We start from the raw sequence: 15,588 nt of genomic DNA, 5'->3' as shown, positions 1-15,588 counted from the left end.
ATCATTCAACAAAAAAAATATGCTGAAAGAATTTCCACAACCTACCGGATTGTATCATTCACAAAACGAACATGAAAACTGCGGCATTGGGTTTGTTGCCCATATCAAAGGAAAGGCTTCACGCGACATCGTAGAAAGGGGATTTGAAGTTTTACGTAATCTTGATCACCGCGGGGCAAGAGGAGCGGACAATGTCAGCGGCGATGGAGCCGGAATACTGGTACAGGTTCCGCATGATTTTATTCGGGAAGTATTGAAGGTGAATGTTTTGGAAGCCGGAACTTACGGTACGGGATTGCTTTTTATGCCAAAGGAAAAGACAGTGGCCGAGGCTTGTCTTCGTCTTTTAAAAGAAACGGTTACAGAAGAAGGTCTCTCGTTGTCCGGAGTTCGTGATGTGCCGGTTAATTCTTCTGTTTTGGGAGAAATTGCCCGTAGTACCGAGCCTTTGATAAAACAGATTTTTATAGAAGGAAAAAATCTGGAACCGGATGAGTTGGAACGCCGGCTGTACATTATCCGGAAAATGACCGAAAAGAAGATTCGCCATGCTGAAATTCCTGAAAAAGAGGCTTTTTATATCGTCAGTCTTTCGTCGAAAACCATGGTTTACAAAGGAATGTTTACGCCAGACCAATTGCGGGCGTATTTTCAGGATTTGCAGCATCCGCTTTTTCAATCGGCCATAGCCCTGGTTCATTCGCGTTTTAGTACCAATACTTTTCCTACCTGGGCGTTGGCACAGCCTTTCCGGTTAATTGCCCACAATGGCGAAATCAATACCATCAAAGGGAACCGGTTGTGGACACAGGCCCGTGAAGGACTTTTAAAATCGGAGATTTTCGGGGATGAGCTGGAGAAAATTTTGCCGATTTTAGAAGAGGAAAAATCCGATTCGGCCTCGTTTGACAATGTGCTGGAATTTTTACACATGACCGGGCGCTCGCTCGAACATGCATTGTGTATGATGATTCCTGAGTCATTCAATAAGAAAAATCCTATTCCGGAAAGTCTGAAAGCTTTTTACGAATACCATTCTACCATCATGGAGCCCTGGGATGGCCCGGCTGCCATGATTTTTTCCGATGGCCGGTATATTGGCGGAACACTCGACCGCAACGGTTTGCGCCCGGCCCGTTATGTTATTACCAAAGATGATTTGATAATAATGGCTTCCGAGACCGGAGTACAGGAATTTGCTCCGGAAGAAATTGTTGAAAAAGGTCGTTTGCGTCCCGGAAAAATCCTGTTGGTGGATACCCGTTTCGGTATTATTATTCCAGACGAAGAGGTAAAAGAACAGCTGAGTCATCGCAATCCATATTCTATGTGGTTAAAAGATAACCGGTTGTTGATGAGTGATATTCTTGTAAAAAAAAGAGTTCCTTCGGCCATCGATGATTTTCCGCGACTGGCCCGGCTTTTTTCTTATACCAAAGAAGAAACAGAATGGATAATTAAATCCATGGCCGAAACGGCTTCAGAACCGGTAAGCTCCATGGGAAATGATACGCCGCCGGCTGTTTTTTCGCAACGTCCACAACGTCTGTTCAACTATTTTAAACAAATCTTTGCCCAGGTAACCAATCCGGCCATTGATCCTATTCGCGAAGGACTGGTTATGTCGTTGACAAACTATATCGGTTCGGTTAATTCTAATATTTTATCCGAGAGTCCTGACCATTGCCGGCTTATTAAGTTTACTGGTCCGGTTATTACCAACACCGATTTGGGAAAAATCAAAGATTTGAAAGATCAGCTTTTTAGCCATGCTGTTATTCCGATGTTGTTTCCTGCCGGAAGTGGACCGGAAGGTTTTCGTAAAGCTTTTGACGCCATGTTATCGGCAGCAGAAAAAGCAGTGGATGATAAAAAGAACTTTATCATTCTGTCAGACAGGGGTGTCAGCAAAACACAGGCTCCTTTTCCTTCGCTTCTGGCAGTGGCAGCCGTACATCATCACCTGATAAAAAAGAAAAAAAGGATGCAGGTGGGTATTATTGTCGAAACCGGCGAAGTTTGTGAAGTAAATCATTTTGCCCTGTTGCTGGGCTATGGTGCCAGCGTGGTTAACCCGTATCTTGCTTTTGGTGCCATTGATCATCTTGTAAAGGCCGGGAAAATTCCTTTGGAGTATGCCGAAGCCCGCCGGAATTATATCCATGCTGTTGACAAAGGTCTGTTAAAGATCTTTTCAAAAATGGGAATTTCTACCATTCGCAGTTATCATGGAGCCCAAATATTCGAAGCGCTTGGAATAAGTAAAGAATTGGCCGATAAATATTTTACAGGAACGGCATCGCCTCTTGGCGGGATAGGAATGGAAGAAATATATGAAGAATATAACCGGTTTCATGTCCGTGCGTATGAAGAAAAGCATCCCGATAAACGGTGGTTGTTAGAAAATACCGGAAAATATGCCTGGCGCAAAGACGGTGAGGGACATGCCTGGAATCCGGAAACCATTGCTTTGCTGCAGTGGGCTGCCCGTACGAATAACTACGAAAAATACAAAGCATACAGCCGGAAAGTGGACGAATATAACCGGCGCCCGGCATTTATCCGTGGCTGCTGGCAGGTGAAAAAAAATCCGATTCCCCTCGAACAGGTTGAACCGGTTGAAAACATCATGAAACGCTTTGTTACCGGAGCCATGTCGTACGGTTCTATCAGCAAAGAGGCACACGAAGCCATTGCCGTGGCTATGAACACCATTGGCGGACGAAGCAATACCGGCGAAGGGGGCGAAGAAACCGAACGTTTCGGTACCGACAAACAAAGTGCTGTAAAACAAGTAGCTTCCGGACGTTTTGGTGTAACGGCGAATTATCTGGTTCATGCCGCTGAAATACAAATTAAAGTGGCGCAGGGAGCCAAACCGGGCGAAGGTGGACAATTGCCGGGATATAAAGTCAACCAGATTATTGCCAAAACAAGACATTCCACTCCGGGCATTACTTTAATTTCGCCACCTCCACATCATGATATTTATTCTATTGAAGACTTGGCCCAGCTCATTTACGATTTGCGGGTAACCAATCCGCAGGCTAAAATCTCGGTAAAACTGGTTTCGGAAAATGGTGTGGGAACCATTGCTGCCGGTGTGGCTAAAGCCCGTGCCGATCTGATCATTCTGTCGGGAGGTGAAGGTGGTACCGGTGCCAGTCCGGTAAGTTCCATCCGTTATGCCGGTCTTCCTGTGGAGATGGGTATTGCCGAAACCCAGCAAACCCTTGTGCTTAACCGCTTGCGCGGACGGGTTAAATTGCAGGTGGACGGACAACTGAAAAATGCAAAAGATGTGGTGAAAATGGCTTTGCTCGGTGCCGAAGAGTTTGGCTTTGCCACTTCTGTTCTCATTGTGCTGGGATGCGTGATGATGCGTAAATGCCATTTGAATACCTGTCCGATGGGAATTGCCACGCAGGATGAAAAATTGAGAAAGAATTTTTCCGGAAAACCGGAACATGTTGTTAATTTCTTCCGTTTTCTGGCCGAAGAAATTCGTGAACAACTGGCCGAAATGGGTTTTACCCGTTTTGATGATATCATCGGGCGTACAGATTTGCTGGAGCCTGATCCTGATGTGCTTACCGGAAAGATAAAAAGACTCGATTTTTCTTCGTTGTTGACCTCTGTTGATGATAACGATCGAAAATATAACAGTTCCTCACAAGAACAAATCCTTTTGCATCATCTTGATTTACGGTTGATAGAGGAAACAGAAAAAGCGTTAAGAAGCAAAGAAAAAGTGTGGCTTTTTCATCACATAAAAAATACTGACCGGGCTGTGGGCGCTATGTTGTCGGGAGAAATTTCAAAAAAATACGGTGAAAAAGGCCTGCCGGAAGATACCATTCATGTTGCTTTTTCGGGTTCAGCAGGACAGAGTTTCGGCGCTTTTCTGGCTAAAGGAATCACGTTCAGGCTTGAAGGGGATGCCAACGATTATCTCGGAAAAGGTTTATCGGGTGGAAAGATCATTGTGGTGCCACCCCGCAAATCGGTTTTTAAACCCGAGAAAAATATCATTATCGGAAACTCTGTTTTTTATGGAGCTACTGCTGGCGAAGCTTATATCGAAGGTGTAGCAGGCGAACGTTTTTGTGTCCGGAATTCCGGTGTACGGGCTGTTATTGAAGGTACCGGTGACCATTGTTGCGAATACATGACCGGGGGAAGAGTGGTTGTTTTAGGAAAAACAGGTCGAAATTTTGCTGCCGGAATGAGTGGAGGTGTGGCTTATGTTCTTGATGAAAATCATGATTTTGCCTATTACTGTAATAAAGGGCTGGTAGATTTGTTGAAGATTGATAACATGCAAGATGTGAAAGAATTGCAAGATATGATCAACAAGCATCTGCTTTATACACAAAGTTCTCTTGCTGCCCGGATTCTAACCCGGTGGGATGAGTATCTGCCCAAATTTGTCAAAGTGGTGTCGTTTGAGTACCGGAAAATCCTTGAAGAGGAAAAGTTAAAGCAGCTGGAAGAAAAACTGAAACAGGCGGAAGATAATCCTGCCCGGCACGAATAACTTAAAGTTTAACAGAGAAATACAAAAGAACATGGGAGATCCTAAAGGTTTTTTAACGATAAAAAGAAAAGAAAGCGGTTACCGGCCGGTGAAAGAGCGAATATTTGATTTTGGTGAAGTAGAGCAGACATTGAACCGGGACGACTGGCAGTTGCAGGCTTCGCGATGCATGGAATGCGGGGTTCCTTTCTGCCACTGGGCCTGCCCGGTGGGCAGCAGAATTCCGGAATGGCAGGATGCCCTTTACCGCGGTTTTTGGGAAGAAGCTTACGCCATTTTAACCAGCACCAACAGTTTTCCGGAGATTACCGGCCGGGTTTGTCCGGCACTCTGCGAAAAGTCGTGCGTTCTTTCCGTTCATGATGAGGCAGTAACTACCCGCGAAAATGAAAGTGCCGTGGTGGAAATTGCTTTTGAAAAAGATTTGGTAAAACCGTCAATTCCTGCTTTTCGTACGGGTAAAAAAGTTGCGGTTATCGGGTCGGGGCCTGCCGGGTTGTCGGCTGCTGACCGGTTAAATCAGGCCGGACACCAGGTAACGGTTTTTGAAAAAAATGATGCCATTGGAGGGCTACTGCGTTATGGTATCCCCGATTTTAAACTCAACAAAGCCATTATCGACCGCCGGCTGGAACTTTTCAGAAAAGAAGGAATCCGGTTTGAAACCGGTGTTTTGGTTGGAAAAGACTTTCCGACAGAAAAATTATTGACAGATTTTGATGCCGTGGTGCTGGCACTTGGCGTGGAAAAACCCCGCGATTTGCCTGTGGAAGGAAGAGAACTGAACGGTATTTATTTTGCCATGGATTACTTAACCCAAAGCAATCGGCGGGTGGCTGGAAAACCAATCCGGGGTGAAGAAATTCTTGCTGGCGGAAAACATGTGCTTGTGATCGGCGGTGGGGATACCGGTTCGGACTGCGTGGGAACGGCCATCCGGCAAAGAGCAGCTTCGGTTACCCAAATAGAGATCTTACCCAAACCGCCCGAAAAACGTACCGAAAACAATCCATGGCCTTACTGGCCCCAGGTGTTGCGTACTTCCAGTTCGCATCAGGAAGGATGTACCCGTCGCTGGAGTTTGCTGACGAAAAAGTTTATTGGTGAAAACGGACGGGTTAAAGCTGCTGAAGTTGTCCCGGTAAAATGGACTACAGATGATAAAGGGAATTGGCAGATGAAAGAAAAAGGAGAACCAGGAAAGATAAAAACGGATTTGGTGCTACTGGCCATGGGATTTACTCAACCGGTACACGAAGGTTTGTTGCAACAGCTGGGTGTTGCTTTTGACGAACGTGGAAATGTGAAAACAAACGAAAGAAAACAAACCTCAGTTCCGAAAATTTTTGCTGCCGGTGATGTTACCCGTGGCGCCAGTCTTGTGGTACACGCCATTGCCGAAGGACAGCAGGTTGCCCGTTTTGTGGACGATTTCTTTGTGGAGAAAAAGAACCGGTGATCAACCTTTTTTATGTCAAATGGAACCGAAACTCGCGGCCATCCAGCTTTTCATTGGAATAAAACCGGACTTCTCTGAAAAATGATTGGAGCATTTTCCGGTTTTTGCCGGAATAACCGATGGCATAATTGATTTCTTTTGGAGAAACCTCCAGGTTTAATTGTTTTGCTGTGAAGCTTTTATCCTGGCTATCAAAATGTTTTGTCAGGAGATCATACCAGATTTCGGTTAAAACCAGTTCTCTGAATGAGGGATGAAACGGTCCGGCAATCCACTCTTCTCCGTTTAGTAATCCTTCGGACGGATGGAGTCCCATCCGGATGACCTGAACTCCGGCGTTTTCAAATTTGATGAGTAATGATTTAGACCAGTTCACCGCTTCATCCAATGAAAGCGGTTGGTATTTTCCTTCTTTATACCAGTGGTGTAATACCGTATCTTTAATAACCAGTGTGGGATAGATTCGGGTATTGGAGGCTCCCCATGCAATAATTTTATCGGCAGTGGCCAATGATTTTTCCAGGGTGTCGCCAGGCAGACCGATCATCATTTGCAAACCCAAGTCAAATCCGGCTGCTTTAATTTGAGTGGCCGCTTCTTCTACCTGTTTTGCCGTATGTCCGCGGCGTGATTTTTTCAGAACGGCATCATCCAGCGACTGGGCTCCCAGTTCGATGGTCGTGACGCCGTAATGTTTTAACCTTTCCAAAATGTTTTTATCAATATAATCCGGACGGGTGGAGAGCCGGATACCCTGGATTTCTCCTGCCTGAAGAAAAGGTTGTACCGTTTCCAAATATTTTTCCTGGATGGTTTCCGGAATTCCGGTAAAGGTACCCCCAAAAAAACCAACTTCCACTTGTTTGTTTGGGGCTTTAAAAGTGTTAAGATAAGTTCGGATGGTTCGCGTTACTTCATTAAAATCAGGGCTTTTAAAATGTCCAGATATTTTTTGCTGATTGCAAAAAACACAACGAAAAGGACACGCCATTTCAGGTGTAAAAACAGGAATGGTATAATGTTTTGTTTTTTGCATATCCGGGACAAAAGTAGCAAAAGCGCTTTCTTGTTTTTTGAAAAACCATTAAATTTGTGTCTTATGGAAACCCGCCTGTTATATCAAATCGGGATTACACTTATTCCGGGTATTGGTGATGTCAATGGGAAAAAACTGGTGCATTGGTTTGGTAGTGCCGAAGCGGTTTTTAAAGCAAAAGAAAAAGATTTGCTGATGATCCCGGGCATTGGCCGGAAAATGGTGCAGAATATTTTACATCAGAAAGTACTCCGGCGGGCCGAGAAAGAAGTCCGGTATATTGAAAAAAATCAGATTCGTCCTCTTTTCTTTCTGGATGATGATTTTCCACAACGGTTACTCAATTGTTATGATCATCCGCTGATGCTTTACTACAAAGGGAAAGCCGATTTGAATCATAAACGCATGATTGCTTTTGTGGGAACACGCCGGGCCACCGGATACGGTAAAGAACAATGTCGTCAATTGATTGACGGACTACGTGAAAAAGATGTTTTGATTGTCAGTGGTCTGGCTTATGGAATTGATGGTTGTGCTCATCGCCATGCGGTGGATCTCGATATTTCTACCGTAGCTGTTTTGGGTCACGGACTTGACCGGATTTATCCGGCATCTCACCGGAAACTGGCTGAAGAGATGTTGATCTCAGGCGGCGGTTTGCTGACGGAATTTTTGTCGGAAACGGTTCCTGATCGCGAAAATTTTCCCCGGCGCAACCGAATTGTTGCCGGAATGGTTGACGCCGTAGTGGTGGTTGAATCGGGAATGAAGGGGGGCGCATTGATTACAGCGGAACTGGCCAATAGTTATAACCGCGATGTCTTTGCTGTTCCGGGTCGGGTGACAGACCCGTTTTCTTCCGGTTGTAATCAGCTGATTAAAACCAATCGGGCGGCTTTGGTGCACGATGCCGGGGATATTGGTTATCTGATGGGGTGGGAAGACAGAAAAAAGAAAACGGTAAAACAAATAAATTTGTTTCCTGAAATGAATGAACGGGAAAAAGCGATTTATGATCTTCTTTGTGAAAATGGAATTATGGGGATTGACAAGGTAATTGTAGAGACCGGTTTTTCTCCGTCTTCTGTTTCAACGGCTTTGCTTAATCTGGAATTTAACGGGTTGGTAAGAAGTCTTCCGGGTAAACAATATCAGGCAGAATAAAATCCGGTAAAAAAAACTTTTGAGAAACTTATATCGTCCGCGCTTGTAACGCGGACGTATTTAACAGTGCATTTGCAATGCGGATGTGTTTTCGTTCACACTTTTAATCTAATAATTCTATGTTCACAAAACCTTTTTCGCCACCATAATCCCTTGCGGAGCTAAAAATATAATCTTCTGGATAATTGACAATCATAGCCCGAACAGGATTATCATGAATATAATTGAGTTTCTGGTTAATCATAGTTATCTGGTTGGATTCAAGAAGGATAGCATGGCTGCTGTCTTTCCAAAATTTATATTTAGTATTGCGTTTTATTCGTTTTCCTGCAAATTCAAATTTTCTCAACATCCATATTTTTCTACTTTCAGGTTCTGTTTCTATCAAATGCAATATTTTTTTCGCTGTAAATTTTTTAAAATCGCGAATGATATCCGAAAGCCGGAATCCTTCCTTAGCTTGCCATATAACATGTACGTGGTTACTCATGATAACCCATGCGTAAATAATCAAGCCTTTTTTATTAACACAATAATTCATGGATTCGGTTAAAACTATCTTGTATTCTTTTCGGCTAAAAACATCAACCCAGTCAATAACGGTAAAAGTTAAAAAATAAAGGCCGTTTTGGTCTGAAATAATATATTGGTCGCCAGACATAGTACAAATTTAAAGAATATATATTGTCCGCGCTTGTAACGCGGACATGTTTAACTGTGCATTTGTAATGCAAACATGGTTTGTTTTGTGTTGCAATAACGTTGTGTAGAAAACCATCCGCGTTGCAAACGCGGATGAGAAGATGGATTTCCGGATAAACAATATCAGGCAGAATAAAATCCGGTAAAAAAAACTTTTGAGAAATCAGAATGTTTATTAATTTTGCCGCCTGTTTTCGGGGTGTGGCGCAGCCCGGTCCCGATTTTGTCGAAACGTATGTTTCGTTACAAAATCGAGGATCCACGAAAAACAACGAAAATCGAAGATTTTCTGTTTTTCGGGATTAGCGCCCATCACTCGGAACAAAAAAAGAAAAAAGTGCAGTTCTTTACGTATATATTGATATCGGAAGTCGATGGAAGCCTGTACATTGGTCAAACACAGGATGTTGAAAAACGTCTGAAACGACATAATACAGGTAGAAATCGATCGACTTCAGCCAAAAGGCCGTGGAAGCTGTTATATGCAAAACCTTGTAATAGTCGGTCTGAGGCTGTAAAATTGGAAAAACATCTAAAAAGTCTGAAAAAGCGAAAAGCGGTTTTCGACTGGATAGATAAACAAACTCGGGGTGTGGCGCAGCCCGGTCCCGATTTTGCCGAAACGTACGTTTCGTTACAAAATCGAGGATCCACGAAAAACGACGAAAATCAAAGATTTTCTGTTTTTCGGGATTAGCGCGCTTCGTTCGGCTTTGTTTTTTTCCATTCAATAAGATTTCGGGGTGTGGCGCAGCCCGGTTAGCGCGCTTCGTTCGGGACGAAGAGGCCGGAGGTTCGAATCCTCTCACCCCGACAACCAAAAGGGACAACTTGTTAAGTTACAGGCTGTCCCTTTTTTTATTTTATGCTGTTGCACCCACTATTGCTACCACTTAATGGTGGTTTACAGATTTACAAATCCAACGGTACTTTTTCCAGGAAAGCCGGAATATAACACGGCCATCCTTTTTCATGACTGATTTTTACGCGCAAGGCGTCTGCCGACTGTGGTTCGCCATGGACGATAAAAACTTTTTCCGGTTTATTTTCGATTTTCGACATCCATGAAAGCAGCTCTTTTTGATCGGCATGCGACGACATGGTTTTGATATGTTCAATTCCTGCCCGTACCTGAAAATATTTCCCGTGTAATTTAATTTCCGGAATTCCTTCACTCAACTGTCGCCCACGGGTACCGGCGGCCTGATAACCTGGCAGAATAAACGTGGCTGCCGGATTGCCCAGTTGCATTTCAAGATAATGCAAAATTCGTCCGCCATTCATCATGCCGCTTCCGGCAATGACAATTTTAGGCTTTTTGTCTCTTGCCAGCCGGAAAGTTTCTTTGATGGAAGTCACCAAACGGGTATCCTGAAATACTTCGCCGAAGACTTCCGGTTTCATGCTGAGCCATTGCGGATATTTTAAAAACAAAAGACTGACATTCGTTCCCATGGGGCTGTCGAGGTAAACCGGGATATCAGGAATTTTCCCCTCTTTTTTCATTTTCCAGATGGCATACATAAAATCCTGGGCACGGTCTACGGCAAAGCTGGAAACAAACAGCGGTCCTCCTTTTTTAAGTGTTTCGTCAATAATGCGTTTAAGAACATCTTCGGTTTTTTCTGAAGGATGAAACCGGTCACCGTAAGTAGATTCGGTAAACAAGATGTCTGCTTTTTCAGGCATCTCGCGGTGTGCCAGCATCGGGTCGTCAGGCCGGCCAATATCTCCCGAAAAGACAAAACGTTTCCCCTTGATATCCATTTCAATAAAAGCCGCCCCGGGGATGTGGGCATTTTTACGAAACCGGAAGCGGATATTTTGATTGAGTTCAATGAATTTTTCTGCCGGTTGCGGGCGAAGATGCGGCAATGTTTTTTCCACATCTTTTAAATCATAAAGCGGTACCGCAGGTTTGTGTTTGGTATAACCTTGCTGATTGGCATGTTCAGCATCCTCTTCCTGTAATTTGGCACTGTCTTTTAAAATAATTTCTGTCAGATCAGCGGTGGGTTCGGTACAATAAATCGGATTATGAAAACCCTGTTTGACGAGTCGGGGTAAATAACCGGTATGATCAAGATGACCGTGGGTGAGAATAATAGCATCAATATCTTTTGGCGGAAAATGAAAATCCATCCAGTTGCGCCGTCTTAACTCGCGGTAACCCTGAAATAATCCACTGTCAATCAGTAAATGATATCCGTCAATGTGCAGAAGGTATTTTGAACCGGTAACGGTTCCGGCTGCGCCGAGAAATTGTATGTAATTGTTTTCTTTTGTATCCATAGTTTTTCTTTTAGAAGAAAAACAAATATAAGGAATTTCCCGTTGCAGAAAGAGATGGCGGGATTTACCCTTGTAGATTTAAAATGCACTTTTGGCGCATTTTAAAATACAATTGGAATAAAAGGTTAGAGCGAGATTTTTTCCAAAACCTTATCTACTTCAGCATATAATGAGGCCCGGTCTCCATTATTATCAAATCGAAAATCGGCCATCTCAATGCATTTGGCAAGGTTTTGTTTGTTGGGATCGGTGGTGGTCATTTCGCGGGCTTCGTTGGCAAGAAAAGTTTCAAAATCGATGTGATCAGTTTCGGAACCGCGTTGTCGAATGCGTTCATAACGAATTTTAGGATCGGCATCCACGGCAAAGAGGTAGAAATTTCCTTGTTTTCGTAGAAATTCCACTTCGCCCGGTGTACGAATACTTTCAATGATTGCGTTACCACCATCTTTTACAGCTTGCTGATACAACATCTCCACGATGTAAGCCGGGTGATGTTCTTTACGCAAACGGTTGGCTGTGGAAGTCATGCTGTCGCGATTTACGGGAAGTCCCTGCTTTTCGATTTCCTTTATCAAAAAAGCACGTACCGAATAATGATTGAAGTTTTTCTTTTGTTTCAGGTATTCTACAATGGTTCCTTTTCCGGCTCCCAGGGTTCCGGTAATTCCGATAATCAACATAGCAGTGGTATTAAAAAGGCAAAGGTACAAATCCGGCAGGAAAACAAACCGGATTATTCTGTTTGTTTTCTCAAAATACGTTCAATCAGCTGCAGCATATTTCTGCAGTATCCCAGTTCTTTCATATTCTTGTTGTGCAACAGGAGTTCGATATTCATGCCCAGCGGAATGCCCATGTACAGGCTGGCTAAATTTTCCACAGAAACTTTTTCATCCCAGATTTTTTCTTTGATTCCGTCGCGGATAATATCTCCAAAACTGTTTTCCAGCATCTTATAGGTTTTATCCAGCATTTCTTTTAATGCGGTATCATTTTGATAAGATGCTTCGGTAAAGAGTAAAATGGTGATTCCTTTGTTCTGGGCCAGATAATCAAGATGAAAACAAACGTATTTTTCGAGCCGGATACTGGCGTCTTCTTTGGCAGAAGCAATAGCTGCCAGCGGTTTCACCAGTTCGGAATGAACATCATCCAGGATGTCATTAATGATGGCTTTTTTGGAAACATAGTGTTTGAAAACGGTTCCTTCGCTGATCCCTACTTTCCGGGCAATATTTTTTGTGGTGAGTTTTTGCAGCCCTTCATAAAACAAAATGTCTTTTACGGCTTCTTTGATTTGGTTTCTTCGAATATTTCCCGGTTGACGTTTTGCAGTTTCCATGATTTGGATTTATTTGTTTCTTTTATCGGCAGGAACTAATTTTTCTACGGTAAATTCACTGTCTTTGAGTCCTTGGTTTACCCGAATATCTGAATTGATAATCCGGGTGGTATGCATTTTTTGATAATTGGTCATGGAAGACACTTTGGCTACCCAGATATTTCCCACTTTTACGTATTGGTTATCTGCTTCTTTCATGATTTTTCCCTGGAGGTTGTAATAAACAATTCTTTCCGGGAAAAAATGTTTTTTGTTTACGGTAACGATCAGTTTGGAATATTCACTTTTGTTTTTGGGGATTAGTTGAAGAATGTAAGCGGTATCATTGGTTTTTAACAGTTTTCCGGTATAATTTTTCGCCCAGTTTTTTGGCCCCATATCCTTGGTGGTGAAGTCAGATTGAGAAAAAGCGCCGCCATTGGCTATATTTGAAATTTTCTTGGGTTTACCAAAAGCCGGCATGTAAAGATAAACTACGTCGCCCGGCAATGAGAGGGTGGCAATTCCGGCTTGTGATGGCGGATAGGTAAAGCGAAAGAGCGTTCTGTAAGGTGGTTTTTGTTTAATGATGGCTTTCCGGGTTTTTACTTTTCCGGTTTGGTTGTTAATCATTTCCATTACGACTTTGGCCGTTTTGTCTTTGAGCGAAGCAGCCTGTGCATCCATTTTTTGCAGAATGGTCTTTACCGGTAGCGATTGTGCTGAAGCAGAGAAAGAAAAGAGTTGTCCCCCCAGAAAAAGGAACAAAAGACTTAATTTTAAAACCGTTGCTTTCATGGTGTGTTTATTTGTTTTTCCATTTTAAAATAACCGGCAGCAGGGTTAGTGCACCCAAGCTGGAACTTAGCATACTTAGTGCAACTAATATACCAAAATATTGCATCGGAACCAATTTGGAGAAAACCAGGACCAAAAAACCACCGGCCACCGAGCTGAAATTAATTAAAATGGCTTTCCCGCTTATTCGCATGGTTTCGCGAATAGCTTCCGGTACCGGAAGCCCGTTTTTTACGCCGTCATGAAAATGGGTGATGAAATGGATGGAATAATCGATACCAATTCCCATGGCAATGCTGGCTACCAAAACGGTTCCCATGTTAAGCGGAATATTGGTAAGCCCCATGGTGCCAAACAAAATAATAACGGTAACGGCGATAGGAATACTGGCAATGAGCCCTCTGGAAAAAGACCAAAGAATTAAACTGACAATGCCGATAACAAAAATGGTAGCAATAATCAGGCTGGCAATCTGGCTTTCCAGCAGACTTTGATCCATTTCGGCGTTGATAAAAGGTAAACCGGTCATTTGAATTTTGCATCCCGGCCGGTTGTATTTTTTCAAAAAAGGCTGCATGTATTTTGCAAAATCAGCGGCGGCATGGGTTCCTTCGGCATTAAATTTAGCAATCACAATGCCCTTGTCCATGTCTTCCGAAACAAGTTGCGAGATATTTTCGTTCCCGCTAAGCAAAAACCAAAGCTGACCGATGGCGGCATCATCCGGAATTTCTTTTTTTCCACTTAAAGCTTTGTTGAGTTTGATGATGATGTCGGCGATTGATTGTGTTGAGACAATGTAAGGGCTTTTTTCAAGATAATCTTCGGCCTTTTTCATGGTTTCCAGCACGTCGTGGCTTTGCATATTTCCGGTAAACTGTAAAAAAACCGGTTTGGTTCCGCCAAACTTTTGGGTCATGATCTTTTCGGCAATATGTTCCGGGTTGTTTTTCCGGAAATATTCGCTGGTATCCACGCTGCGCCGGATAGAAAAAATACCGGTAATGCTCAGGGCAATAAGAATAAACCAAATGAGAATGATCGTTCCCGAATGGTTCAATACACTTTTTGTTAATGGTTGTATGATGTAATGGTCAAGAAAAGAGCGATGGTTTTGGGTTTTGGTTTTTACTTTTTCCTGTTTTTTTACCGGAAAAACATCAAGCAATGCCGGAATAAAGAACAGGGAGATTACAGCCGCAAAAAAGGTTCCCAAAGCGGTGATGAGTCCGAAATCACGAATCATTTTCAGGTAAGCACCGAAAATGAAAGATACAAACCCGATCATGGTAGTAAGGGCTGCCAGACTCACCGGAACGAAAATGAGAGAAAGCGCTTTTCGTAAAGCTTTCCGGTAATCTTTTTCGCGGCACTGGTTTACCCGGTTTAGTACATGAATGGTGTAAGCGCTGCCTACCGCCATCAGGATGATGGGGATGTTGTTGGAAACCATCGACATGTTTATTCCCATCAGCGGCATGCAACCCAAAGCCCAGATAATAGCCATTCCGGCCGAAAGCATGGGGAGGAAAACGCCTTGCAGCGAATGGAAGCTGAGATAAAGAATAAGAGAAATGACCAAAAAGGTAATCGGAATCAGGAAAATAAGATCTTCCGAAATGATTTTGGACACCATGGCCGTCACAAAAGGGCCTCCGGCATAATACACTTTTTCGTTTAACGAAAGTTGTGCTACGGCTTTTTTTACCCGTTTTACCACCGCCAGATCATTTCCTCCGGCCGAAAATTTAAAAATAACCAAACTGGCTGTTCCATCGTCCGAAACCAAATTGTTCCGGTACATTTTATTGGTCGTGATCTGTTGCTTCAGGCTGTCGATTTGTTGTTTTGTAGCGGGTAAATGCTGCATGTTAATCAGCGGCTTTACCTGAAAATCATTACCTATTCCGTCAAAGTTTAAAATGTTGGTCAGGCTGGTTACAGAAGCTACTCCTTTAACTTTAGCCAGTGTATCCGTAATTTTTTGGATGTCTTTTAAAACAGCCGGCTGAAAAACATTCTTTGCCTCGATGATTACTACACCTACTTCGTTGCCACCAAACTGATGACCAATGGATTTGAACAGGGATACTACGGAGTCGTTGGCCGGTAACGAGTCAATAACATTGGAGTTGATTTTGATTTTCGTTAGCTGATAACCGAAAAAAGCAGTTAACAGAAGAGAGAAAATAATAATTGGCCATTTCCATTTCAGGATGTTTTTTGTCAGTCGGTTCATGACATCCGTTTTAAATCAAAAGATGTTGCAAAAATAA

General features: G+C 43.2%; 11 protein-coding genes and 1 tRNA gene. 5 read left to right on the top strand and 7 right to left on the bottom strand.

The features are described 5' to 3' along the window. The first annotated feature begins 19 nt into the window (after positions 1-19). Complete coding sequence (gene gltB, locus LA303_RS00135; protein WP_240525916.1) at positions 20-4,537, top strand: glutamate synthase large subunit; 4,518 nt, start codon at positions 20-22, stop codon at positions 4,535-4,537. Positions 4,538-4,568: 31 nt separating this feature from the next. Next, positions 4,569-5,996 (top strand): glutamate synthase subunit beta, encoded by a 1,428-nt coding sequence (locus LA303_RS00130; protein ID WP_240525915.1) that lies wholly within the window; start codon positions 4,569-4,571, stop codon positions 5,994-5,996. A gap of 10 nt (positions 5,997-6,006) precedes the next feature. Here the strand turns inward: LA303_RS00130 and LA303_RS00125 are convergent, their stop codons facing one another. Beyond that, positions 6,007-6,987, bottom strand: coding sequence for an elongator complex protein 3 (locus tag LA303_RS00125; protein ID WP_240527150.1), 981 nt, complete (start codon positions 6,985-6,987; stop codon positions 6,007-6,009). A gap of 108 nt (positions 6,988-7,095) precedes the next feature. Here LA303_RS00125 and dprA point away from each other — a divergent pair, with 108 nt between their 5' ends. Beyond that, on the top strand, positions 7,096-8,196 hold the full coding sequence (gene dprA / locus LA303_RS00120; RefSeq protein ID WP_240525914.1) for a DNA-processing protein DprA: 1,101 nt from the start codon (positions 7,096-7,098) through the stop codon (positions 8,194-8,196). 103 nt (positions 8,197-8,299) lie between these two features. On the opposite strand, the gene LA303_RS00115 is transcribed toward dprA, so the two are convergent. Next, entirely contained in the window at positions 8,300-8,857 is a 558-nt protein-coding gene (locus LA303_RS00115; RefSeq protein WP_240525913.1) for an REP-associated tyrosine transposase, read from the bottom strand. A gap of 276 nt (positions 8,858-9,133) precedes the next feature. Between LA303_RS00115 and LA303_RS13535 the strand changes: the two genes are divergently transcribed. After that, positions 9,134-9,595 carry a GIY-YIG nuclease family protein gene (locus tag LA303_RS13535; RefSeq protein ID WP_240525912.1) on the top strand — a complete coding sequence of 154 codons (462 nt, stop codon included), beginning with the start codon at positions 9,134-9,136 and terminating at the stop codon, positions 9,593-9,595. Between the two features lie 42 nt (positions 9,596-9,637). Continuing rightward, a tRNA-Pro gene (locus tag LA303_RS00105) sits at positions 9,638-9,712 on the top strand. Between the two features lie 98 nt (positions 9,713-9,810). Here the strand turns inward: LA303_RS00105 and LA303_RS00100 are convergent. The 5 genes from LA303_RS00100 to LA303_RS00080 form a co-directional block, all read right to left on the bottom strand. After that, positions 9,811-11,190: an MBL fold metallo-hydrolase RNA specificity domain-containing protein gene (locus LA303_RS00100; RefSeq protein ID WP_240525911.1), complete on the bottom strand. Its 1,380-nt coding sequence runs from the start codon at positions 11,188-11,190 to the stop codon at positions 9,811-9,813. 125 nt (positions 11,191-11,315) lie between these two features. Beyond that, positions 11,316-11,873, bottom strand: coding sequence for an AAA family ATPase (locus tag LA303_RS00095; protein ID WP_240525910.1), 558 nt, complete (start codon positions 11,871-11,873; stop codon positions 11,316-11,318). A 53-nt stretch (positions 11,874-11,926) separates the two neighbouring features. Then, positions 11,927-12,535 (bottom strand): TetR/AcrR family transcriptional regulator, encoded by a 609-nt coding sequence (locus LA303_RS00090; RefSeq protein WP_240525909.1) that lies wholly within the window; start codon positions 12,533-12,535, stop codon positions 11,927-11,929. Positions 12,536-12,544: 9 nt separating this feature from the next. Next, complete coding sequence (locus tag LA303_RS00085) at positions 12,545-13,312, bottom strand: outer membrane lipoprotein-sorting protein (protein WP_240525908.1); 768 nt, start codon at positions 13,310-13,312, stop codon at positions 12,545-12,547. Positions 13,313-13,319: 7 nt separating this feature from the next. Further along, positions 13,320-15,551, bottom strand: a complete 2,232-nt coding sequence (locus tag LA303_RS00080) for an efflux RND transporter permease subunit (RefSeq protein ID WP_240525907.1) — start codon at positions 15,549-15,551, stop codon at positions 13,320-13,322. Positions 15,552-15,588: the final 37 nt, after the last annotated feature.

Origin of the sequence: Candidatus Sulfidibacterium hydrothermale (assembly GCF_020149915.1) — a bacterium.
GTDB classification, from domain to species: domain Bacteria; phylum Bacteroidota; class Bacteroidia; order Bacteroidales; family F082; genus Sulfidibacterium; species Sulfidibacterium hydrothermale.
This window is presented reverse-complemented; position numbering and strand designations above follow the sequence as displayed.